At 72.5% G+C, this 22,944-nt stretch carries 21 protein-coding genes; 2 read left to right on the top strand and 19 right to left on the bottom strand.

Going from position 1 to position 22,944, the window contains the following annotated elements; translation table 11 throughout:
• Positions 1-50: 50 nt before the first annotated feature.
• On the bottom strand, positions 51-518 hold the full coding sequence (locus V5P93_RS10025; RefSeq protein ID WP_342752318.1) for a MarR family winged helix-turn-helix transcriptional regulator: 468 nt from the start codon (positions 516-518) through the stop codon (positions 51-53).
• 57 nt (positions 519-575) lie between these two features.
• On the opposite strand from V5P93_RS10025, the gene V5P93_RS10020 reads away from it, so the two are divergent.
• The gene (locus V5P93_RS10020) at positions 576-1,607 is read left to right on the top strand and encodes an LLM class flavin-dependent oxidoreductase (RefSeq protein WP_104482594.1); all 1,032 of its coding nucleotides are present in this window, start codon (positions 576-578) and stop codon (positions 1,605-1,607) included.
• 54 nt (positions 1,608-1,661) lie between these two features.
• On the opposite strand, the gene V5P93_RS10015 is transcribed toward V5P93_RS10020, so the two are convergent.
• From V5P93_RS10015 to V5P93_RS09960, 12 genes are all read right to left on the bottom strand, one after another.
• Complete coding sequence (locus V5P93_RS10015) at positions 1,662-3,179, bottom strand: ABC transporter substrate-binding protein (RefSeq protein WP_104482593.1); 1,518 nt, start codon at positions 3,177-3,179, stop codon at positions 1,662-1,664.
• Positions 3,176-4,009, bottom strand: coding sequence for an ABC transporter ATP-binding protein (locus V5P93_RS10010; RefSeq protein WP_104482592.1), 834 nt, complete (start codon positions 4,007-4,009; stop codon positions 3,176-3,178). The genes V5P93_RS10015 and V5P93_RS10010 overlap by 4 nt, the downstream gene beginning before the upstream one ends.
• Positions 4,006-5,892: a dipeptide/oligopeptide/nickel ABC transporter permease/ATP-binding protein gene (locus V5P93_RS10005; protein ID WP_245931680.1), complete on the bottom strand. Its 1,887-nt coding sequence runs from the start codon at positions 5,890-5,892 to the stop codon at positions 4,006-4,008. The genes V5P93_RS10010 and V5P93_RS10005 overlap by 4 nt, the downstream gene beginning before the upstream one ends.
• A gap of 14 nt (positions 5,893-5,906) precedes the next feature.
• Positions 5,907-6,848 carry an ABC transporter permease gene (locus tag V5P93_RS10000; RefSeq protein ID WP_104482591.1) on the bottom strand — a complete coding sequence of 314 codons (942 nt, stop codon included), beginning with the start codon at positions 6,846-6,848 and terminating at the stop codon, positions 5,907-5,909.
• A complete protein-coding gene (locus V5P93_RS09995; protein ID WP_104482590.1) occupies positions 6,848-8,338 on the bottom strand; it encodes a CocE/NonD family hydrolase in 1,491 nt (496 codons plus the stop codon). The genes V5P93_RS10000 and V5P93_RS09995 overlap by 1 nt, the downstream gene beginning before the upstream one ends.
• 294 nt (positions 8,339-8,632) lie before the next feature.
• Positions 8,633-9,154 carry a flavin reductase family protein gene (locus tag V5P93_RS09990; protein ID WP_245931679.1) on the bottom strand — a complete coding sequence of 174 codons (522 nt, stop codon included), beginning with the start codon at positions 9,152-9,154 and terminating at the stop codon, positions 8,633-8,635.
• Positions 9,151-9,504 carry a cupin domain-containing protein gene (locus tag V5P93_RS09985; protein ID WP_104482589.1) on the bottom strand — a complete coding sequence of 118 codons (354 nt, stop codon included), beginning with the start codon at positions 9,502-9,504 and terminating at the stop codon, positions 9,151-9,153. The genes V5P93_RS09990 and V5P93_RS09985 overlap by 4 nt, the downstream gene beginning before the upstream one ends.
• Positions 9,501-10,952: a 4-hydroxyphenylacetate 3-hydroxylase family protein gene (locus tag V5P93_RS09980; RefSeq protein ID WP_104482588.1), complete on the bottom strand. Its 1,452-nt coding sequence runs from the start codon at positions 10,950-10,952 to the stop codon at positions 9,501-9,503. Before V5P93_RS09980 ends, V5P93_RS09985 begins: the two co-directional genes overlap by 4 nt.
• Positions 10,949-11,620 (bottom strand): DUF2848 family protein, encoded by a 672-nt coding sequence (locus V5P93_RS09975; RefSeq protein WP_104482587.1) that lies wholly within the window; start codon positions 11,618-11,620, stop codon positions 10,949-10,951. The genes V5P93_RS09980 and V5P93_RS09975 overlap by 4 nt, the downstream gene beginning before the upstream one ends.
• A complete protein-coding gene (locus tag V5P93_RS09970; protein ID WP_104482586.1) occupies positions 11,617-12,405 on the bottom strand; it encodes a carbon-nitrogen family hydrolase in 789 nt (262 codons plus the stop codon). Before V5P93_RS09970 ends, V5P93_RS09975 begins: the two co-directional genes overlap by 4 nt.
• Positions 12,402-13,049 (bottom strand): GntR family transcriptional regulator, encoded by a 648-nt coding sequence (locus tag V5P93_RS09965; protein ID WP_104482585.1) that lies wholly within the window; start codon positions 13,047-13,049, stop codon positions 12,402-12,404. Before V5P93_RS09965 ends, V5P93_RS09970 begins: the two co-directional genes overlap by 4 nt.
• A gap of 56 nt (positions 13,050-13,105) precedes the next feature.
• On the bottom strand, positions 13,106-13,705 hold the full coding sequence (locus tag V5P93_RS09960) for a TetR/AcrR family transcriptional regulator (RefSeq protein ID WP_104482584.1): 600 nt from the start codon (positions 13,703-13,705) through the stop codon (positions 13,106-13,108).
• Positions 13,706-13,817: 112 nt separating this feature from the next.
• Here V5P93_RS09960 and V5P93_RS09955 point away from each other — a divergent pair, with 112 nt between their 5' ends.
• A complete protein-coding gene (locus V5P93_RS09955; RefSeq protein ID WP_104482583.1) occupies positions 13,818-14,699 on the top strand; it encodes an alpha/beta hydrolase in 882 nt (293 codons plus the stop codon).
• 83 nt (positions 14,700-14,782) lie between these two features.
• Here V5P93_RS09955 and V5P93_RS09950 read toward each other — a convergent pair whose 3' ends face one another.
• The 6 genes from V5P93_RS09950 to V5P93_RS09925 all read right to left on the bottom strand — a co-directional run bounded on the left by V5P93_RS09950 (position 14,783) and on the right by V5P93_RS09925 (position 22,711).
• Positions 14,783-15,808 carry a zinc-dependent alcohol dehydrogenase family protein gene (locus V5P93_RS09950; RefSeq protein ID WP_104482606.1) on the bottom strand — a complete coding sequence of 342 codons (1,026 nt, stop codon included), beginning with the start codon at positions 15,806-15,808 and terminating at the stop codon, positions 14,783-14,785.
• Between the two features lie 88 nt (positions 15,809-15,896).
• Positions 15,897-16,877 carry an SGNH/GDSL hydrolase family protein gene (locus V5P93_RS09945; RefSeq protein WP_104482582.1) on the bottom strand — a complete coding sequence of 327 codons (981 nt, stop codon included), beginning with the start codon at positions 16,875-16,877 and terminating at the stop codon, positions 15,897-15,899.
• A 555-nt stretch (positions 16,878-17,432) separates the two neighbouring features.
• Positions 17,433-18,071, bottom strand: coding sequence for a DJ-1/PfpI family protein (locus V5P93_RS09940; protein WP_104482581.1), 639 nt, complete (start codon positions 18,069-18,071; stop codon positions 17,433-17,435).
• Positions 18,068-19,054 carry a GlxA family transcriptional regulator gene (locus V5P93_RS09935; RefSeq protein ID WP_104482580.1) on the bottom strand — a complete coding sequence of 329 codons (987 nt, stop codon included), beginning with the start codon at positions 19,052-19,054 and terminating at the stop codon, positions 18,068-18,070. The genes V5P93_RS09940 and V5P93_RS09935 overlap by 4 nt, the downstream gene beginning before the upstream one ends.
• A gap of 99 nt (positions 19,055-19,153) precedes the next feature.
• The gene (locus V5P93_RS09930; protein ID WP_104482579.1) at positions 19,154-21,397 is read right to left on the bottom strand and encodes a hypothetical protein; all 2,244 of its coding nucleotides are present in this window, start codon (positions 21,395-21,397) and stop codon (positions 19,154-19,156) included.
• Between the two features lie 9 nt (positions 21,398-21,406).
• A complete protein-coding gene (locus tag V5P93_RS09925) occupies positions 21,407-22,711 on the bottom strand; it encodes a B12-binding domain-containing radical SAM protein (protein ID WP_181043848.1) in 1,305 nt (434 codons plus the stop codon).
• Between the last annotated feature and the right edge of the window lie 233 nt (positions 22,712-22,944).

Raw genomic sequence — 22,944 nt, 5'->3', positions numbered from 1 at the left:
CCCCAGCATGGCGAGGCGCGGGCCCGGCGTCGAGGCCCTTCAGCGTCCGTTCACGGTCCGGTGGTCAGCCGGTCAAGCAGCCTGGTGAACACCGAGTCCAACGTATCGATCTCGGTATCGGTGAGGGAGTCGAAGAAGAAGTGGCGGACCGTGTCCACGTGCGCGGGCGCGGCGGCGGTGATCGCGGCGCGGCCCTCGTCGGTGAGCCGGACCATGCAGCCGCGGGCGTCGTCGGGGCAGTTCTCCCGGCGCACCAGGCCGCGCTTCTCCATGCGGCTGATCTGGTGGGAGAGCCTGCTGCGCTCCCAGCCGACCGCGGCACCGAGGTCACGGGAGCGGACGAGGCCGTCGCCCGCCTCCGAGAGCGGGACGAGCAGGGCGTAGTCGGCGATGGAGAGGCCGCTGTCGCGGGAGAGTTGGCGCTCCTGGGCGGCGTGCAGCTCGCGTTGCAGCGCCAGGTAGGCCATCCACACCCGGGCCTCCCGCTCGTCGAGCCAGCGTGGGGTGGCGGCGGTCACCGGGAAGACCCTACTCGACAGCTTTGTTGATGTGTCATCATTACCTCGGGAGGCGTGATGGAACTCGGGATCTACAGCTTCGCGGATCGACACCCCGATCCGGTCACCGGTGCGCGGGTTTCGGTCGCGGACGCGCTGGCGAACACGCTGGAGCGGATCCGGCTCGCCGATGAACTGGGCCTGTCGTTCTACGGCCTCGGCGAACACCACCTGGACACCTACGCGATCTCCAACCCCGGCACGGTGCTGGCCGCGGCGGCGTCGGTGACCGAGCGGATCACGCTCTCCAGCGCGGTCACCGTGCTCAGCACCGAGGACCCGGTCCGGCTCTACCAGCAGTTCACCACCCTCGACCAGCTCAGCCGGGGCCGCGCCGAACTGCTCGCGGGCCGCGGCTCGTTCACCGAGTCCTTCCCGCTCTTCGGCGCCGACCTCGGCGACTACGACGACCTGTTCGACGAGAAGCTGGCCCTGCTGCTGCGCTTGGACCGCGAGTCGCCGATCACCTGGTCCGGCCGCTTCCGCCCGCCGCTGGAGAACGCCGAGGTGCTGCCCCGGCCGTACGGGCGTCGGCTGCGCATCTCCGTCGGCACCGGCGGCAACCCGCAGTCGTCGGCGCGCGCGGGCCTGCTGGGCCTGCCCGTGGTGTACGCGGTGATCGGCGGCCAGCCGGAGCGCTTCGCGCCGCTCGTGCAGCTGTACCGGCACGCGGGCGAGCAGGGCGGTCACGCGCCGGAGGACCTGCACGTGACCATGGGCGCCATCGGGCTGGTCGCGAAGAAGTCCCAGGACGCCAAGGAAGCCTTCTTCCCGTACTGGCTGGAGACCATGGAGTACGGCGCCCGGGCCCGGGGCTGGACCGTGCCGTCGCGCGCGGACTACGACGGCTACGCCCGGGGCGCCCAGTCGATCTTCGCGGGCAGCCCGGACGAGGTCGCCGACCGGATGATCAGCGTCGGCAGGCTGGTCGGCGCCGACCGCTACGCCATGCAGATGGACTGGTCGGGCGTGCCGCACAAGACCGTCATGGCAGGCATCGAACTGCTGGGTACCGAGGTGCTGCCGCAGGTCCGCAAGGAACTCGGCTGACCTCCCCGGCTCCTGACCGGCGCGATCAGGGGGCGCGCCGGTCAGGTCAGCCCACTACCTACCGGCTTCCGGCGCCCAGTCGAGGACGTCCAGGGCACCGTTCGGGGCGAACTCGCCCAGGTTGGCGACGCCCTTGGCGAAGGCGTAGTTCTGCACGGTCGCCACCGGTAAGAACCAGGCCTTCTCGACCACCACCCGGTTGAACGCCTTCGCCGCCGCTTCCTGCCCTTCGGCCGGTGCCGACGCCAACGCGTGGAAGGCCGCTTCGACCTCGGGATCGCGGCTCTGGAACGGGTTCAGCGGCGAGGTGGTGCCGGTGATGTTGAACAGCGCGCTGGCGAACAGCGGGGTGTTGAGCCGGAAGGTGACCGCCGCGAACTCGCGCGAAGTCAGGTCGGCGACGAACCTGTTGAGGTCGTTGCCGTCGGTGTGGATGGTCGCGGTGACACCGACCTTGGCCAGTTGGGCGGAAACGGCCTGGGAGGCGGTGTTCATGCCGAACGTCAGCAGGTCGACCAGGTCGAACCGGACCTCCCCACCCAGCAGGCTCCGCGCCTTGTCCGGGTCGTAGGGGTAGCGGCTCTCCAAGGCGGGGTCGTAGCCGTCGGTGCCGTCCGCCGCGATCTGGCCGACGGGGCTGAACCCGGCGCCGAGCGCCTTAGCGATGGCGGCGCGGTCGACAGCGTGGTTGAGCGCCTGGCGGACCCGCACATCCCCCATGGCCGGGGTCGTCTCACCCGCGCGATCGACCAGGTACAGGGCCAGCACACCGGGGTTGCCCTCCAGTACCCGCGCACCCATGCCCCGCGCCTGGTCGGCGAGCGTGGCCGTGGCGTTGAGGTTGACGTCGACCTGGCCGCTCGCCAACGCCTGCGTCGCGGTGTTCGGGTCCGGGATGACGCGGACGACGACCTTGGCGAACCGCTGCGCGGACGGGTTCCAGTAGTGCGCGTTCTTGACGAACGTGTAATGGTCGCCCGCGACGGTCGTTGCGGTGTCGAGGGTGTACGGGCCCGCGCCGAAGGTCTGGGTGGTTAGCCTGTCCGGCATGGACAGTCCGGCGGGGCTGATGACATCGCCCCAGTTGACCAGTTGGCTAAACACGTACGGCAGGATCGGGTTCGGTGTGGACAGCTTCACCGTGACCTGTCTGCCGGACGCGGTGACGTCGGTGATGCCGGTGAGGAACGGCTTCATCGGGCCGGGGCTGCCCAGGTAGTACTTGATCGTGTCGACGACGTGCGCGACCTCGACGCGGGTACCGTCCGCGTAGTCGACGCCGTCGCGGATGGTCATGGCGAACTCGGTGTTGCCGGTGCCGACGTACCCCCACTCGGTGGCCAGGGCCGGGGCGAAGGAGCCGTCGGACTTCGCGCGGATCAGCGGTTCGTAGCTGAGCCAGTGCACGATCCCCTGCGCGCCGGAGCCGTTGTGCGCGGGGTTGAGGCTTTCCGGTGGCGCGGGCAACGCCACGACCAGCGTGTCGTCGGCGGTCGCGCCGCGCGAGGACGAGCAGGCGGGCAGCGCGGCGGCCAACACCACCGCGGCCACCAGGGCGGCGGCTCTCTTCATGATTCGCACGGGACGGGTCCTTCCTGGGCTGGGGCGGCCCGCAGCGCGCGGCGGCGGGCCTGCTCAGCGGGGTCGGGGACGGGGGCGGCGGCCAGCAGGGCGCGCGTGTAGGGGTGGCGCGGTACGTCCGGGTCGGTCGAGCAGACCTGCTCGACCGGTCCCGCCTCGACGACCTCGCCCCGGCGCAGCACCACCACCCGGTCGGCGATGTGCCGGACCACCGCGAGGTCGTGGGTGATGAACAGGTACGACAGGCCCTGCTCGGCCTGGAGGTCGGCGAGCAGGTTGAGCACGTGCGCCTGCACCGACAGGTCCAGCGCGCTGACCGCCTCGTCGCAGATGAGCAGCCGGGGCCCGGGCATGAGCGCCCGCGCGATGGCGATGCGCTGCAACTGCCCGCCGGAGAACCGCGACGGGTAGCGGTCGGCCGCCGACCGGTCGAGGCCGACCCGGTCGAGCATGGCGTCGACCCGCCCGCGCAGTTGCGCGGGCCGCAACCCGGCCAGGGTCAGCGGTTCGGCGACGGCCTGGCCGATGGTGCGGCTGGGGTTGAAGGACAGGTACGGGTTCTGGAACACGACCTGCACCTGACCGCTGAGCCCGCGCCGGGCCCGGCCGCGCAGGTGCGTGATGTCGCGGCCCGCCAACCTGATCACGCCTTCGGCGACGGGCACGAGCCCGAGCACCGCGCGGCCCAGCGTGGTCTTGCCGGAGCCGGACTCCCCCACCAAACCGACGGTCGTGTTGGGCGGCACGGCGAGCGAGACCCCGGTGAGCGCTTGGTGGTCTCGGTAGCGCACACCGAGTCCCGCTATCTCCAGCAGGTTCATGTGCGGGCTCCTGCGCGGGGGTGCAGGCAGCGCGACACCGCGCCCGCTGTGTCTGATGTGGACTGGATCGGCGCCGCCACGCATTCCGTTGTGACGTGGGGGCAGCGGAGGGCGAAGCGGCACCCGGTGGGCCAGTGGCCGGGGGCCGGGACCGCACCGGGGAGGACCGGGAGCCGGGACCCGGGTTCGGCGGCCGCGGGGTTGGCGGCCAGCAGAGCCTCGGTGTACGGGTGGCGCGGGGCCGCGAAGACCTCGGCGACGCCGGTGTTCTCGACGACCTGGCCCGCGTACATGACCACGGCCGTGTCGCAGGTGTCGGCGACGACGCCCCAGTCGTGGGTGACGAGGACGAGCGCCATGCCGGTGCGGGAGCGCAGGTCCCGCAGCAGGTCGAGGATCTCGGCCTGCACGGTGACGTCCAACGCGGTCGTGGGTTCGTCGGCGATCAGCAGGCGGGGTTCGCCCGCCAGCGCCCGCGCGATGGACACCCGCTGCGCCATGCCGCCGGACAGCTCGTGCGGGTACCTGGCCGCGACCGCCGCCGGGTCCGGCAGCCGCACGGCCGCCAGCAGCTCCAGCGCCTTGGCCCGCGCCTGCCGTCGAGTCGCGCCGGTGTGGTGGCGGACGGCCTCGACGAGCTGGTCGCCGACGGTGAACAGCGGGTCGAGCGAGGCGACCGGGTCCTGTCCGATGTAGCCGATGCCGCGACCGCGGACCCCGACCATCTCGCGTTCGGTCAGCCCCAGCGTCTCCCGACCGTCGAAGGTGATCGTCGCCGCGTCGACGGTCGCGCCCGGTGGGAGGAGCCGCAGGACTCCCGAGACCGCCATGGTCTTGCCGCACCCGGACTCACCCACCAGTCCCAGCGCCTGCCCGGCCGCGACGTCGAAGTCGACACCGTCGACGACCGGTGTGCCGTCCGCCAACCGGACCGTCAGGTCGCGCACGGACAGCAGGCACAGCGCGGCGGGCTCCCGGCTCTCCCTGGCGACCACGCGGGTCCGCATGCGCCGCCAGGACAGCGGTTCACCGGTCGCGCGGTCGTCGGTCGCGTCGCGGACCACGTCGCCGAGCAGCGCGCACGCCACGGCCGTCACCGCGACGACACCGCCGGTCGGGACGAGCATCCACGGCTGCCGGTAGATGGCCTGGGAGGCGTCCGCGATCAGCCCGCCCCAGCTCGGCTCCGGTGGCTGCGTCCCCAGGCCGAGGAAGCCCAGGGACGCCTCCACCAGCAGCGCCGAGCCCGCCACCAGCGACACCAGCGAGATCACCGGACCGGCCACCGCGGGCAGGACGTGCCGCACCAGGATCCGAACCGTCCCCAGACCCGCCACCGTCGCGGCCGCCACGTACGGTTCCTCCCGCACCCGGATCGCGGACGCGCGCACCACCCGCGCCAGCCCGGCCGAGGACAGCACGCCGAGGGTGGTCATCGCGGCGGCCTCGTTGTGCGGGAACACGGCGAGCACCACCAGCAGGATGACCACGGCGGGCGCGGACAGCAGCAGGTCGGCCAGCCGGGACACGATCCGGTCGACCAAGCCCCGCCGGTAACCCGCGACGAGACCCAGGACCACACCGAGCACGACGTGGACCGCCAACGCCACACCCACGACGAGCAGGCTGACCCGCCCGCCGTGCAGGACGCGGCTGAGGAGATCGCGGCCCAACTGGTCGGTGCCCAACCAATGGGCCGCGGACGGTCCACTGTAGACCGCTTCGAGATCCTGCTCCTGCGGCGAAGAGCCTAGCCACCCCGCCAGCAGGCACGCCAGGACCAGAAGACCCAACCACGCCACGCACACGACACCCAACGGCCGCCGCGCCACCGCGCGCACCACACCGCCACCCGCGCGGCCCGTGCTGCCAACGCCCGTCACGGCGCTCCCCGCGCTCACGGGGTCACCGCGCGGGGGGTGAGTTTGCCGGAGATCACGTCCGTCACGAGGTTGACCACTACGACCAGGATCGTGAAGCACAGGACGACGCCTTCCAGGACCGGCAGGTCGTGTTGGGCGGTGGCGGTCACGGTGAGCTGACCGAGTCCCGGTAAGGCGAACAACTGCTCCACCACGATCGACCCGCCCAGCAACCCGATCAGCACCACGCCGAAGACGTTGACCACCGGGAGGGCGGCGTTGCGGGTCGCGTGGCGGAACACGACCGAGCGGGTTGGCATGCCGTTGGCGCGCAGCGCGCGGATGTAGCCGCGGCCGAGCACGTCCGCCAGCGCCCCGCGCACCTGTTTGGCCACCACCGCTATCCCGCCGACCGACAGGCACACCACTGGCAGCACCAGTGACAGCGCCCAGTCGGCAGGGGCGTCGGCGAAGGCGACGTAGCCGGTGACCGGGAACAGGGCCAGGTCGACGGCGAACACCACGATCAGCACGAGCCCCAGCCACGGCGCGGGCACGCTCATGCCGACCACGGCCACCCCGTCGAGCAGCCTGCCCGCGAGGCCGCCGCGCAGGGCGCCGACCAGGCCGATGCCGGTGCCGACGGCCGCGATCACCAGGGCGGACAGGCCGAGCAGGGACAACGTGACCGGCAGCCGGTCGCCGACGATCGCCGAGACCGGCTCACCGGTGAACACCGAGCCGCCCAGGTCGCCGCGGACGACGCCGGTGAGCCAGTGCCAGTACTGCTCCACCAGCGGTCGGTCGAGGCCGAGCCGGGCGCGGACCTCGGCGTAGGCCACCGGGTCGGTGTTGGTGCCCAGGATGGTGCGGGCCGCGTCGCCCGGGGTGAGCCAGGCGAGCACGAACGTCAACGCGGACAGCGCGAGCAGGAGCGGGAGCGACCACAGCACCCGACCGCCGACCAGCCGGGCCATCACCGCCCTCCCGCGCAGTCGGGCACGACCGGCAGCACCACGACCGTCTCCGGCAGCACGGTGAGCCGGGCCGGGGTCGCGGCCTCGTCCGCGCGCACCACCGTGAGCCCCAGCCGCAGCCGCTCCCCCGGCGCCAGGTGCAGGTGGACGGGGTAGATCTCCACGTGCAGGTCGACGGGCTCGCCCTGCGGCAGCGGCGAAGCGCCGGTGTGCGGGTGCCACGGGACCGCGACGTCGCCATCCGGCGTGCGGACCGACCGGTCGGGGTCCAGTTCGCGGTGCGACGCGCGCAACCTGCCCTCGGTGATCTGCCGGACCGCTCCGTCGACGGCGACCACCGAGACCCGCGCGTGCAGGTCGACGTCGTCGCAGTCGTCGATGGTGACCGCCGCCGTGAGACCGATCTGCCCGAGCAGCCGCAGCGGTTCCCCGACGGGCAGGTCGAACCACGTCGTCTCGCCCCACAACCGCATGCCGGACTCGGTGACCAGGTCGACCATCAGGTTGACGTCCGTCGGCGCCGCGAGTGGCGCGGTGGCCAGGTTCGGCAGCACCGGGACGGTCACCGGCTCCGCTACGGGCCGCCACCGCCGCCACTGCGGTTCGGGCAAGCCGGGCAGCGTCTCCCACTCGTCGCTGCCCAGCCGGGACAGCGCGACGTTCGCCTCGGGCCGAGTCGGGTCATCGCCGGCACCGGCCAACCAGTGCCGCAGCCACGCCGTCAGCTCGGCGCCCAGTTCCGGGGTGGTGAACGGTTCGTGGGTCCAGTTGCCGACCACGAGCCGCTTCGGCGCCGCGCACTGCTCGAACCCGCGCACGCCACCGCGCAGGAAGTAGTCGGTCCAGCCCGCGAGGAACAGCACCGGCACGTCGACGGCCGCGAAGTCGACCCGCTCGAAGGGCGTGACGTCGAAGTCCTCTTCCAGCAGACCGAGGTAGAAGTACCGCAGACCGTCGCGCCGGGTCGCGCGCCGCTGCGCGGACAGCAGCGCCCGCGCGCCCCACGCGGTGTGCGAGGGGATGCCCCCGCGCTTCCACATGTCCCGGTACGTGTCGATCGGGGCGATCCACGGCGCGACGCACCTGAGCCCACGGGGCTTGCGGGCCGCGATGAGCAGTTGGTTGATGCCGGAGTACGAGCCGCCCGCGAGCGCGGTCCGGCCGTCGCAGAACGGCTGCGCGGCGATCCACTCCAGGAGTTCGGCGCCGTCGGCGATCTCGCGCGGGGACAGCACACCGGCGTACGGCCCGGTGGACCCGCCGAAGCCGCGCGCGTCCACGACGACCGCGTCGAACCCGGCCCGCAGCACCAGGTCGACGAGCGGGGCCTGCTGCGGGGATTCCTTGCGGTAGGGCGTGATCACGACGACGACCGGCCCGGGCGCGCCGCCCGCCGGGTAGCGCAGGGCGGAGAGCAGGGCGCCGTCGCTCACCGGGATGTCGAGCGGTTCGGGTACGGGCAAGGACGGGGGTTCGGGGAAAACGGACATGGCTGGGACCTCGAATGCTGGAGAAGGGCTGTCGCATGGAGAGAGCGGGGGCCGCGACGAACGCGGACACGGATCACCCGAAAGTGCGACGAATTAGGGGAAACCGCGATGCGCGGGGTGGCGATCGGGCGGGCCGTCGACGGGACCGGCCGCGCCCGATCGGAACATCACCTGGGCCGCCGCACGCGCGGGGCGGCGCTCGACCTCGGGCAACGCGCGACCTGGCGCGCGCGGCGAGCTACCCGCGCACCTGGGTGAGCCGGAAAGCGGTATCCGGATAGTTGATCAGAGAACTCAGAAGAACCAGGACACCGGTTCGTGGCCGCGGTCGACCACGTCGCCGAAGCGGCCGCGGAGGAACGCCAGGGGTTCGCCCTCGCGTTCGCAGGTCTCGCGCACGCGCCCGATCACCACGACGTGGTCGCCCGCCTCGAAAGCGCGCTCCACATCGCACTCCAGGTGCGCGAAGGCGTCCGGCACCGCGGGCACCCGGTGCCGCCCCTGCGTGACCGCCAACCCGGCGAAGTGGTCCTCGCCGCGACGCGCGAACCGGAGCGCGATGTGCTCCTGCCGCGCGGACAGGATGTTGACCACGAACCGCCCCGACGACGTGATGGCATCCGTGCTGCGCGCACCGGTCGTCAGGCACACCAACAACAACGGCGGTTCCAACGACACTGACGTCAACGAGTTCACCGTCATCCCGTGCGGCACACCGTCCAGGTCGCGCGTGGTGACCACCGCGACCCCGGTGGCGAAACGGCCCATGGTGCGCCGCATCGCCACCGGGTCGACGGAACCGCGCGTGCCGATCACGGCTCGTCCAGCCGGTACCGCACCTCGAAGGTCAGCACGCCCTCGTCGCTGCGCCACGGCCCGTGCGCCATGCCCGGCGGGCGGCAGGCGTACATGCCCGCGGTGAACGTCTCGTTCAGCGTGAGGTCGGTGAAGGAACCCTCCAGGATGTACACCTCCTCCCAGAAGTCGTGCCGCTGCACGCCCATCGGGCTGGAGTCCGCGCCGGGCGCGTAGCGCAGCAGCCGGGTGCCGACGCCGCTCTCCGGGTCGGCGGCCAGCACCTTGTGGGTGATCAGCGGGTCGCCGCCGGGGATGACGGTGGTGAACTCGACGTCGGCGACTGGGAAGAACTCGTATTCCGGTTTCACGCGGGGACCCCGTATTCAGCCAGGAACCGCTCGACCTCGGCCAGCGGCTCGTCGAACCCGTAGTTGCGGAACGCGTACCCCTTAACCACGAAGGGCGCTCCCGCGTAGAACATCTCGTACTGGTGGTGGCGGCCGGCGAACTCGCTGCCGACCGCGTCCCAGGCGAGCTTGAACAGCTTCACCCGCTCCTCGGCGGGCGTGTTGGGGCTTTGCACGTACCGATCGATGTCGGGACGCGTAGTGGGACTGGTCATGTCCGCCACGCTCGAAGGGACCTGGAGAACCCCACCGCCGACGAGGTCACGAAGGATGGCCAGCACGCGTGGGTACAGCTCCGCCTGCAACCCCATGGCGCCGTAGAGGGCCCGCGCGCCGGGGCGCCACAAGCCCTGGTCGTCCGGCGCCGCGGTGTATTCCGCCGCGAGCACCGCCGACTCCACAACGGACGCCAGCGCGGCCAACTCCCCCAGCTTCTCCACTACGCCCGGCAGCCGGTCCACGCCGTTGACCGCCGCGACCTTGCGCGCGATGCCGAGCAGGAACTGGAGCTTCACCGAGAACCGGATCTGCGCCTGCCAATTGCCGAGCTGGTGCGCGCCGGTGTCGAAGAACTGCCTGCGCAGTCCCGCGATATCCCGGTAGACGAAGACACGTTCCCACGGGATGAAGACGTCCTCGAACACCAAGAGCGCGTCTGTCTCGTCATAGCGCGTAGTGAGCGGATAGTCGTAAGAGCTTGTCGCGGCCGGTGCATAGGGGCGACGGCAGTACAGCTTCAGGCCGGGTGCCGCGACCGGGACCGCGAAACCGAGTGCGAAGTCGGCGTCCTCCGGGCCGAGGGGCTTGATGCAGGACACGAAGATCTCGTCGGCGACCGCACCGCCGGTGGCCAGCATTTGCGCGCCCCGCACGACAATGCCGTCCGCGCGTTCTTCGGCTACCCCCACCTGGATGAGGTCACCGTCCCATCCGTGCGCCGTAGTGGCGCGGGAGACCTGGGGAGGAATGATCGCGTACGAGACGTACAGGCTCTCCCGGGCAACCCGGTCGCAGAAGGCGGTGACGTTGCCCGCGTAGTCGCGTTCGTCGGACGCGAAGGCCTCCGGATGAGCCCCGAACGCCGCGACGAAGGCGCCGACGTGGTCCGGACTGCGGCCGACCCAGCCGCGCGTGTGGCGGGCCCACTTCTCGGCGGACACGCGGAACGCGGTGAGTTCGTCGCGGGTGCGCGGCGCGACGAACATCCGGTTCACGGTCCGGCCGGTGGCGGGGTCCTCGCGGAGGAACCCGGCGGCCGGGTCGGCGGCGAGGTCGTACAGCTCGGCGATGGTGGTGGCCACCGGCGCGAAGGCAGGATGACTGCCGACATCGGCGACAACCTCGCCGTCCAGGTAGACCCGGCGGTCGTCCTTGAGCGCCGCCAGGTATTCGGGTCCGGTTCTTGTCACGGGTTCCTCGGTTTCGTCTCGTAGGCGTGGGTGAGCACGTGACCGGCGGGGAGCTCCAGGTGCACCCGCCAGTACGCGCCGGGGGTGAACTCGCCGGTGAGCAGCGGCAGGGTGCCGCAGAAGAGGGCCAGGTCGCCGTCGACCGGGCCGAGCGCGGCGGTCATCCGGGTGAGGATGTCGGCGGGGTGGCGCAGCGCGGACAGGCCGCCGCGCTGGTAGGGCCAGCCGTCCACGCTGGAGTCGGCGGTGGCGTTGTCCCAGTCCAGGTCGGACAGGTCGGTGCCGATGCGGACGACGCTGTCGCCCAGCGGTTTGGGGCAGGCGGCCTTGCTCGTGGCGATGTCGGCCCGTTCCAGCTCGCGGTCGGTGTGGTCGGACCCGACGCCGAGGTAGTACTGCCCGGCGTGCCGGAGGATGACTGGCTCGACCTCGCCGGAGGTCACGGGTCCCGATACCGCCACTACGGCGTCGGTGGTCAGCAGTGCGGGATCCAGGTCGTAGTAGGCGGGGACGGACGTCGGCGGTGGGACACCGATCGCGGCCAGCTCGGCGATGTGCGCGGCCACTACGTCCTCGTCGCGCGCGGTGTACCCGGCAACGACAAGACGTGTCGGTGTCACGGAAAGCACCTCGTCGGTCCCCAGGACGCGCAGCTTGAGCGGGCTCACCGCGCACCTCCCGCGAGCGGCATGGGCAGCACGCGGTCCTTGAGGACGGCGAACTCGGCGCGGGTCTTGGCGACCACCGCCGGGTCGACCTCGCAGGTGGTGACGCCCTCGTCGACGCCCGCCTCGACCAGCACGGTGCCCCACGGGTCCACGACCCGGCTGGTGCCCGCGAGTTCGACGCCCGCCTGGGTGCCGACGGCGTTGCAGGCGATGAGGAGCAGTTGCTCCTCGACCGCGCGGCACGAGGTGAACAGCCGCCAGTGCTCCCGGCGCGCCGCGGGCCAGGCCGCGGGGACGATGGCCGATTCCGCGCCGTGGTCGACCATGGCCCGCCAGAGTTCGGGGAAGCGCAGGTCGTAGCAGGTGGTCATGCCGACCGTGCCCGCGACGGCCACGCGGTCGCCGGGGGTAAGCAACTCAGCCTCGCGGGAGGCGTGGCCGAAAACGTGGATCTTGCGGTAGGTCTGCGCGACGGTGCCGTCCGGGGCCAGGAGAACAGCCGTGTTGAACAGGCGGCCACGCGCGTCGCGCTCGATAACGCTACCGAGGTGGACGTGCGCGTCGAGCGCGCGTGCCCACTCACGGGCGAGGGTGACGGTGGGGCCGTCGAGGGATTCGGCGGCTTCCGGGTAAGAGTCGAAGGAGAAGTACCCGACCGCCCACAGCTCCGGTAAGACAACCAGGTCCGCACCGCGCGCGTCGGCGACCATCCGACCCACGCGCTCACGGCGCCGCTGCGGCGTTTCATCGTCAGGGCTGGCTACCTGGACAAGAGCGATCCTCATGCCTGAGCGCCGGAAGGTAGGCCCAGAGCCGTCATCGTGCTCGACAGGTGTTCGGCGAGCGCGGCGGCGGCGTGCTCGGGATCGCCGGTGCGCAGCGCGGTGACGATGGTGGCGTGTTCGTCGAGGACCGTGCGGAAGCGGCCCGCGTTGCCGGTGACCGCGCGCAGACCCATGCGCACCTGGCGTTCGCGCAGGGTTTCGTAGAACTCGCCCAGGACCGGGTTGCCCGCCGCGCCCACGATCGTCCGGTGGAACGCGCGGTCGCGGTCGATGAAGCCGACCGGGTCGCCGACCAGCGCTTCCTGCTCGGCCACCAGCGCCTCCAGTTCCTCCACCAGTCCCTCGGGCGCCTCCGCCGCCCGGCGCACGGCCCAGTCCTCGATCAGCTCGCGGGCCTGCATCACCGCCCGCACCTCGGCGTCGGAGATCGGCGGCACGAACGCGCCCTTCTTGGGCAGGATCCGCAAGAAGCCCTCGGCCTCCAGCCGCAGCAGGGCTTCGCGCACCGGGGTCCGCGACGTGCCCGCCGCCTCGGCGACGCCCGACTCGGTGAGGAACGTGCCGTCGTCGCGCGGCAGCGTGGCGATGTGCCGCTTGAGCCAGTCGTAGGTCGTGTCCTGCGCGGACGCTCGTGAACCACTCATAGCCGAGATGTATACAAGCCGTGGACAAGCGGCGCAAGAGCCGCTCAACAGCGGGATCAGGCCGTGATCGAGCGCTCCACCTCGGCCAGGAACTGCCCGAAGGCGTGCGGCATGTCCACGCGTTCCAGGTCGAGCAGCCACTGCTGCTGGAGGCCGTCCATGACGGCGAAGAGGCGTTGCGCGCAGGCGAGGGTGTCCAGGTCGGGACGCAGTTCGCCCGCCTCGACCCCGGCCTTGAACGAGCGGTCGGCGTGGTCGACCAACCGCCGGTAGCGCTCGCGCGCCCACTCCCGGGCCGGGTGGTCGTCGGTCACCGCCTCCCCGTTGAGCACGGTGAACAGCTGGACCAGCCCAGGGGCGCGGGAGTTGTACTCGACCAGGGCGCGCAGGTCGTCGAGGACCCGCCGCCACGGCGTGACCCCTTCGAGATCGATGCCGACCCTGGCACCATCCCGTTCGTCGCGTTCCCGCAGAACCTCGATGAGCAGGTCCGCCTTGCCCTTGAAGTGGTGCAGCAGCCCGGCCTGGGTCAGCCCGGCGCCCTCCGCGATGCGCGCGAGGGAGGCGCCGCGGTACCCGTTGGCCGCGAACTCCTGGAACGCGACGGCGATGATCCGATCGCGTCGAGCGTCCCCCCGACGAGCGCGTGCACCCACGTCGGCAGCCTAACCGGAGAGTGAAAGATAACGTAGACATAACAAACCTACTGATCGCTCGGTCGTTTTTCTACTGTAGGCCACCTCGACGCCAAGGCAAGGAGTTCTTCCGATGGACCTGACCTGGCCCCCGCCCTACGTCCCGCCCACCCGCGCCCGCCGGGGCGAGACCGGCACCAGCCACTTCGAAGGGCTGACCTACGCGCGGACACCGGGGTACCGGCCGGTCCTGCTCGACCTGCACGTGCCCGCCGCCGACACGCCGCCGCCGGTGGTGGTGTGGATCCACGGTGGCGCGTGGCTGGAGGGCGACCGGCGGTTCCCGCCGCCGACCGTGACGGAGCAGCAGCTGTTCGGCGGGTTGTTGGCGGCCGGGCTCGCCGTGGCGACGGTGGACTACCGGCACTCGCGCGAAGCCCACTTCCCGGCCCAGCTGCACGACGTGAAGGCGGCGGTGCGGTACCTACGGCGCTTCGCGGACCCGTTCGGGGTGGACGGGAGCCGGATCGGCGTGTGGGGCGAGTCGGCGGGCGGGCACTTGGCCGCGTTGCTGGCGTTGACGGGGCCGGGCCGGTTGGAGGGCACGGAAGGCGTGCCGGGTGAGGACAGCACGGTTTCGGCGGTCGTGGATTGGTACGGCGTGTCCGACCTGCCCGCGATGGGGAAGCTGGACCGACCGGCGCCGCCCGGTCGGCCGGTTCCCGAGCGGCAGTTGGTGGGCGGGTCGGAGGAGGAGTGGCCGGAGTTGGCGTTGGCGGCCAGTCCGGTGGCGTACGCGGATCGGGTGGGACCGCCGTTCCTGCTGATCCACGGGCTGGCCGACACGATCGTGCCGCACTCGCAGAGCGAGGTGCTGGCGGATCGGCTGCGGGATTCGGGGACGGAGGTGGAGCTGCACTCGGTACCGGGCGCGGACCACATCTTCATGGGGGTGCGCGACGTCGGGCCGCTGGTCGCGGAGAGCGTCGCGTTTCTCCGGGACCGGCTTGGGTGATCGGGGTCGGTTCGACCAGGGCCGAGTGGGCCCGGGCCGGGTCGATCAAGCCCGGCCGGGTCGATCGGACCGGGTCGGGACGGCTACGGGGTGATCATGGTGACGCCGGTGCCCGGGGCGTTGCCCATGGCCGTCAGGGCGTTGGGCGCGTCGTCCAGTGCGATGGTGCGGGTGATGAGGTCGGCCGGACGCAGGGTGCCCGCGCTGACCATCGCCATCATCTCGGGGTAGGCGTGGGCGGGCATGCCGTGGCTGCCCAGCACCGACAGCTCGTACGCGATCACCCTGGCCATCGGGACCAGTGGGTCCTTCGGCAGCAGCCCGACCTGGACGTGCCGACCGCGCCGCCGCAGGGACAGGATCGAGGCGGCGCACGTCGCCGGGCTGCCGAGGCAGTCGAGGGACACGTGCGCGCCGCCGCCCGTCAGGTCCCGGACCGCCGCCGGGATGTCCACTGTGGTCACCGGGTTCAGGCAGACCGCGCCCAGACCCGCCGCGAGGTCCAGCGCGGTCTGCGAGATGTCGACGGCAACCACCCGGGCGCCCGCGGCGATCGCGACGGCCACCGACGACAGGCCGACACCGCCGCAGCCGTGCACGGCGACCCACTCCCCCGCCGCCACCCGGCCCTGGGCGAGGACCGCCCGGAACGCGGTGGCCACCCGGCAGCCCAGGCCCGCCGCCGTGGCGAAGGGGATGTCGGCCGCCAGGCCGACCAGGTTCACCTCCGCGTCCTCCACCGCCACGTACTCGGCGAAGGAACCCCAGTGCGTGAAACCCGGCTGGGTCTGGCGCTCGCAGACCTGCTGGTCGCCCGCCGCGCAGGCGGGGCAGCGACCGCAGGCGCACACGAACGGCACCGTGACCCGGTCGCCCTCCCGCCACCTGGTGACGCCCGGGCCCACCGCGGCGATGGTGCCCGCCAGCTCGTGCCCCGGCACGTGCGGCAGGCGGATGTCCGGGTCGTGACCTATCCACCCGTGCCAGTCGCTGCGGCACAGGCCCGTCGCCGCCACCCGGATCACCACGCCCCCGGTGGACGGCGCGGGGTCCGGCACGGTTTCCACCTTGGGGTCCTGCCCGAACTGCTCGAACACCACGGCGCGCACCCGTTCACCCCTCTCGCCGACGGACACCGGGTCAAGGATTCGGGCGCGCGCCGGGCCAGGTCAACCCCGGTTGGGCCGGACGGGTACCTCAGCCGAGACCGACCGCGGCCTCCAGCAGGTCGGCGATCCGGGCGTGGCCCGCGGCGTTCGGGTGCACCAGCGCCCAGCCGCCGGAGCGGTCGGCCAGGCCCTCGATCCACTTGTCGGACGAGCACACGTCGTGGCCGACGGTCGGGGTGTAGACGTCGACGTAGGTGACGTTGTGCGTGGCGGCCTGCTGGGCGATGGTGGCGTTGAACCGCTCCAGCACCTCGGTGCGCAGGAAGTCCAGGTCCGGGTAGGTGGCGGTCGCGAAGTTGCGCAGACCCGCCGCGTCGAAGCCGTAGGCGCAGGTCGACGGGTCCTCCGGGATGATCGCCGGGTAGCCGAGGGCGAGCACCTTGGCGTTGGGCGCGACGGCCTGGATGGTGCCCAGCATCTCGCCGTACTGCCTGCTCACCTCGGTGAGCCGCTCGGTGATCGTCGGCACGCCGTCGCCGCCGCTGGTGAAGTAGTCCGCGCACGGGTGGTCGGTGTCCTTGTCCGCCGACGAACCCAGCTGCAGGCAGACGTAGATCAGCTCGGCGAAGCCGAGGGTGTTGCCGCCGACCTGCACGCTGACCACGTTCGCGCTCTCCGGGATCGCCGACACCTGGGGATCGACCGGGGAGAACGGGTAGCCGGGGTCGTAGACCTCGAAGAACGGCAGGTTGTACCCGTTGGGGGACTGCGGATCGGAGACGACCTCGGCGATGGTGGCGCCGCCGCAGCTGACGTTGGTCAGGTCGATGGCGTCGCCCAGGCGCGTGCGCAGCACCTCGGGATACGACCCGGCGGTGCGCGCGCACCCGTCGCGCTGGCCGCCGCCGGTGACCTCCACCCCGGCGGCCGGGATCACGCCCGCGGCGTAGGAATCGCCCATCGCGACCCACTGGATGACGTCCGCGGACTCCGCCGCGGCGGGCGCGGCGAGCGCGCCCAACGCCGTGCAGACGACGGCGACCAACGCGGGAACTCGGGCACGGCGCATGAGCTGGCTCCTCCGGGCGAGGTGGGCGGAACAGAGAAGTTCCGGATGAGTCGTACCGTCGCCCCCGGCAACCGCGCCAGTGGACTCACCCGGCCCGGTGAAGCCGGTGGTTCACACCGGAATCCGCCGCGGCTCAGCCGTTCGTGCAGGTCGGTCACGGTCAGCGTTCGACACCGCGGCTATTTCCACCACGGCGGTGGCATTCATTTCCGCGAGGCCGCGGAATGCGCATTCGGGAGGGGGTGGTGCGAGGGTGGTCTGGGCATAAACCACCCTCGCATCCCAGATGTTTTCCCCTACCGCGGCCTGGACCCGCCGCGGTGGCGCGGCGCGCGCGCCGTCGAACGCGGGCAACGCTAGAAGAAGCCGCCGGGGGCAGGTACCTCCGAACGGCCTAAGCCGCGACCGGCGCGTGATCGCGGAGTGATCGATCCGAGACAACTGGTGACAGACTGGACAGACGCACACGCAAGGGAAAGCGCGCAACGGCCGCCCGGATCCGGGAATTCCCAGGTCCGGGCGGCCGTACCCCCGGTGTGCGAACGCGCGGAATCCCTAGCCGGAAAAGGACTTCAGCAACCGGCCGCGCACGTGTTCGACCAGTTCCGGCGGCGCCGTGCGCGGGGAACCGGTGTTGTGCGGTGGCTGCGGGTCGTACTCGTGCACGAGCTGCATCGTCTGCGCCACAAGGGGTCCGGCGATCCGGTCGAGCAGCGCCAGACCCATATCGATACCGGCGGATACACCCGCGGCGGTGACGTACTTCCCATCGAACACCACGCGTTCGTCCACCTGGGTGGCCCCGTACTCCGGAAGTCGGTGTGCCAGCGCCCAATGCGAGGTGGCCTTGCGTCCGGTCAGCAGACCCGCGGCGGCCAGGATCAGCGATCCGGTGCACACCGAGGTGGTCCACGCGGTGGATTCGTCGGCCTGCCGCAGCCACTCGTGGATAGGGCCATCTGTCATGTGTTCCTCCTGCCCGGGTCCGCCGGGCACCAGCAGCATGTCCGGGTCGGGCACCTGGTCCAGGGTCGACTCGGCCACCAGGCGCAGGCTGCCGGAGTCGGCGACCACCGGCCCTTCCCGTTCGGCGACGAACACCACCTCGTTGCCCGGTGCGTGCGCCAGGATCTCGTAGGGACCCACCGCGTCCAACGCGGTGAAGCGTTCGAAGAGCAGGATCGCGATCCTCATCCCGTGACCTCCACAGTGGACGTGAACCGGCGCCGGTACTCCGCCGGTCCGACCGACAGCGCGCGCTGGAACGCGCGCCGCATGGCTTCGGTGCTGCCGTACCCGCACGCCCGCGCCACCCGTTCGACGCTGTCGGCGCTGTCCTGCAACCGGAGCCGGGCCGCCTCCAGCCGCACCTGGTCGACGTAGCGGCCCGGGGCCACGCCGACCTCCCTGGCGAACGCCCGCGCGAAGTGCCGGGGCGAGAGCCCGCACCGCCCGGCCAGCGCGGGCACCGACAGGTCCGCGTCCGGGTGCTCGGCGATCCAGCTCTGCAGCTCGCGCAGCGGCTGCCGGGTGGCGACCTGCGCGGCCAGGTGCGCGCTGAACTGGGCCTGGTCGCCGGGTCGGCGCAGGAAGACCACGAGGTGGCGGGCGATGGCGAGCGCGACGTCGCGGCCGTGGTCGTCCTCGACCAGCGCGAGCGCCAGGTCGATGCCCGCGGTGACGCCCGCCGAGGTGGCCACGTGCCCGTCCCGCACGAAGATCGGCTCGGGGTCGACGGCGATGTCGGGGTGCCGTCGGGCGAGCTGGGCGCAGTAGGCCCAGTGGGTGGTGGCCCGGCGGCCCGCCAGCAGACCCGCGTCGGCGAGCAGGAACGCGCCCGTGCACACCGACACGAGGCGCGGTACGCCGGGCGCGTGCGCGGCCAGCCAGCGGATCAGGCGCGCGTGCTCGTCGGAGTGCTCCGGGTCGGGGATGATGCCGCCGGGGACGACCAGCACGTCGGGGCGCGGCGCGATGGCGAGGTCTCGGTCGGGCAGCAGGCGCAGCCCGTTCGCCGCCGTGACCGGCATACCGCCCAGGCTCGCGGTGACCACGTCGTAGCCGGGGGCGTGACCGGTGCGCTCCAGGCGGGTGTTGGCGCCCGCGAAGACGTCCATCGGGCCGGTCGCGTCCAGGCCCTGGACACCTTCGAAGAGCAGAACCAGCACCGTGCGCATGGCTCCATGCTGGTGGCGCGCGCGGGAGTGGCGCAATGACGCGTTTCCCACCTTTTCTGCCACCGATGACGTCGCGTCCGAACCGGACGGTCGCCGGAGTCAGGTGCCGAAGCGGTAGCTCATGCTCGCGTCGTAGGCGCCCGCGTCGAGGAACAGCAGGTGGTCACCCGCGGCCAGGTCGGCGGGCAGGGCCAAGCCGTCGCGCGGGCGGTCGTGCTCCATGCACAGCCGACCGAGCACGGCCTCGTCGCCCGGTCCCAGGACGCGCCAGTCCGCGCCGGGCCGCCGCCACAGCACGCGGTGCGGGTGGCCCGCCCAGTCGGGCAGTTCGGCCACCGACGCGTCGACCACGGCGGCCCGGCCGTCGGGCCCGTCGCGCACGTCCAGCACCGTGCTGAACACCGCCATCGCGGGCTGCGCCAACACCTTGCCCGGCTCGAACAGCACCTGCTCCGGCCGCCCCAGCGCCCGGGTGGCGACCCGCACGGCCCTGGTCAGCACACCGGCCAGTTCGGCGCGCGAGGTCCCCGGGCGCCAGCCGCCGCCGAGGTCGACGCAGCGCACGCGGACCCCGGTGCGCGCGCAGAGGTCGGCCGCGGCGGAGATGGCGTCGGTGAACTCGCGCAGCCAGGCGACCGCGCCGATCCGGCTGGCGGCGTGGTGGAAGTGCAGGCCGATCCGCCGGATCCCCGCGGTGCGCAGGGCTTTCGCCACGGCGCGCGCGGTCGGCGGGTGGCTGAGGTCGATGCCGAAGCGGGTGGGGACGCCGATCGTCGACAGGCGTAGACCCAGGATGTCGGTGTGCGCCAAGCCCTGCTCGACCACGGCGACCGTGCGCTCGAAATCGGACACCGAGTCGCAGAACAGGGCACCGACGTCGACCGGCGCGCCGTCGTGGCGCCACCACTTGGCGGGACCGCCGAGGACCACCCGGTCGCCGGTGAACCCGGCGTCGAGGCAGGCGCGGACCTCGGACAGCGACACCGTCTCCGCCATCGCGCCGCGGCGCTGCACGGCGCCGAGCACCCGGCGGTCGGGGTTGGTCTTGACCGAGTAGGCGAACCGGGTGGCCACCCCCGTCGCCACCGCCACGTCCCGGCACACCCCGCCCAGCAGGTCGAGCCCGCTTTCCAGGGCGCCGCGCAGCAGCACCCGGCACGGCGACTCCCCCGGCGGCACGGGCAGCGCGGCGGCGACGTCGCGCGCCAGCGCCGCGTCCGGCTCACCCGGTGCGGGCCGGGGGCGCGCGGGCGCCAGGCGCCGGGACAGCGCGGGCATCGCCGACGGGTGCTTGGCGGCGGCCGACCCGGGGAACGCGCGGTGCTCGGGAGCGGGCAGCGGGTCGGCGGGGATCTCCTCGACGACCCGGACGAACCCGTCCGCCTCCGCGCGTTCCGGCAGGTGCGGGGGCAGGCCGGTGGCGGCGGTGACGAGCCGGGCGGGCAGGTTCGGGCCGGTGAGCGTGGCGCCGTGCACCCAGGCCGGGAAGCGGGGGTTCACCTCCAGCAGGTACCGCTCCCCCGTGCGGGCCTCGCGGATCACCTCGACCTCGCCGCCCCCGGTCCAGCGGGTCACCCGGACGAACTCCGCCAGCCGCCCGCCCCGGACCGGTTCGACGGTGCCCGCCCAGGTCTTGCCCTCGGCGGTGAGCATCGTCTTGCGCATCGCGCACGCGCCGAGCAGCTCGCCGTCGAGCGCGGCGAACACGATCGACTCCTCGACGCCGTCGACGTGCCGCTGCGCCAGGGCCGGACCGCCCCAGGTGGCGCGGACGCGGTGCAGCGCGGTGGCCAGCTCCGGCAGCGTGGTCACGGGCACCGCGTCGTGCCGCGGTCCCTTGACCCAGACCCGCCAGCCGTGCGCGGCGGCGAAGTCGGCGGCGTCCTCGATGCCCTCGACCCGGCGGTGCTCCGGCACGGCGAGCCCCAGTACCTCCGCGGCGCGCTCGGCGGGCTTGGCCACCAGCGCGAACGCCGCGGGCGGCGGCGCCAGCACGCCGGGGTGCCCGGGGTGGCGGGCGGCGAGCAGTTCGGCCTCCAGGTCCAGGCCGGGCACCAGCACGCCGCCGGTGGACTCGACCATCGACACCAGCGCCGCGCACTGGGCGTCGAGGTCGGCGCCGTGCCAGTCGGGGTGGACGTGCGCGCGGTCGAACTCCGGCGCGCTGAGCCCGGTGGCCCGCGGCGAGTAGTCCACGGCCTCCAGCCGCAGCCCCGGCCAGGCCCGCCGCAGGGATCGGGCCAGGCCGAGGCCGGGTGACGGGTTGGGGCCGCTGTGCACGCCGGTGATGAGCACGGTGGGGCTGGTGACCGCGGTCGTCGCGGTGATCGGGGAAGCGGACACGTCCGGGGTTCAGCTCCCAACCGCGAAGTAGGCGGACAACCGCTCGCGCTCGCGGCCCCGCAGCTCCGCCCACAGCGCGTCGTACTCGGCGGTGGGGATCTGCGAGTAGTTGTCGTTGTGGTCGGAGAAGTCCTGGAAAGCCGCGTCGCGCAACCGCTCCGGCGACAGCGCCGCGCGCGCCTTCGCCCAGTGGCTCTCCTCGCCGAGCGGGGTGCCGGGCAACGGGTAGTAGCGGTAGGCGTCGAAGGCGAGCCGGGGGACCTCGTCGACCAGGGCCAGCGTGCGGCGGGCGTCGGCGCCGTCCTCGCCGGGCCAGCCGATGCCGATCGAGGCGCGCAGCGCGAACCCGAGGTCGATGGCCCGGTTCAGCGCGCCCGCGACGTCGCGCACGGTGCCCTTGGCCAACCTGCCGCGGGTGGTGGGGGCGGCCGACTCGACGCCGACGTAGAGCGCGCGGAAACCCGCGCGGTGCATCAGCGCGAGCAGGTCGGGGTGCCGGTCCAGATCGGTCAACTGGACGTCGCAGCCGAATCGGAATGGACTGCCCTCCGCGATGAGCCGGGCGCAGAACTCGCGCACCCGGTGTTGCCGGGCGTCGATGAAACAATCGTCGACGAAGTAGAAGCCGCGCGCGCCGGTGGCCGCGTTGAGCGCGTGCAGATCGGTGTGCAGTTTCGGCGCGGTGACGAACCGGAACCGCGCGCCGGGGTGGTGCGCGTTGAGATAGCAGAATGTGCAGCGGCGGGTGCACCCCCGGGCAGCGGCGACGTGGATACCGGGCACGGCCATGTTCGGCCACGCGCTCGCCGGGTGCACGTACTCGGGGAGGTCGGGCCACCACGACGGCACGCCGACGGCGTCGAGGTCGGGTGGCTCGTGGCCGTGCACGAGGGTGCCGGGGCGGGGCCGGTCGGCCAGCCACGACACCATCGCCTGCTCGCCGTCGCCGCGGAAGAGGGTGTGCACACCGCGCCAGAGCGGGGCGCGCGGATCGGGGAAGGTGCTGACCAGGGGGCCACCCGCGACGACGGGGAGGTCCGGGGCGACGGCGCCGAGGTGGTCGACGGCCGCCCGGAACCGGCGGGCGCCGACGCCCTGCTTGGCGGTGAACCCGACGACCGTCGGCCGGTGCGCGGCCAGCGCCGCGTCGAGCGCGGCGACCACGTCGGCCCCGTTGAGGTCGAGCACCACGACGTCGTGACCGGCGGCGCGCAGCGCGTGCCCGACGGCGAGTGCGCCCCACGGCGGAAACGCCCGCGGATCGCTGTCGTCGTAGATTCCCGGATGGACCAGCAGCACCTGCTCGCGCGTCACCGCGTCTCCCTTCCCCCTCGACCGGGCATCGCGGCGAATGCGGCTCGCGTTACCCCGTCCCGGGTTCGAGCAATGCCACCGACACGTTTCCTCCACGATAGGGTGAAATCGAGGGAAAGGCAGCCGACAATCGTCACCGCGGGTAGGCAAAACGCATTTCCCGAGCGGGCCGCCGACCTTGCCCGACCCCGCCGAGGATCGTGTCGTTTTCTCGCTGGTACGCGGCGGGCGAA

The sequence above is a fragment of the Actinokineospora auranticolor genome (genome assembly GCF_041897805.1).
Taxonomy (GTDB): domain Bacteria; phylum Actinomycetota; class Actinomycetes; order Mycobacteriales; family Pseudonocardiaceae; genus Actinokineospora; species Actinokineospora auranticolor.
The sequence above is the reverse complement of the archived record's forward strand: the minus strand, read 5'-3'. Positions and strand labels throughout refer to the sequence as shown.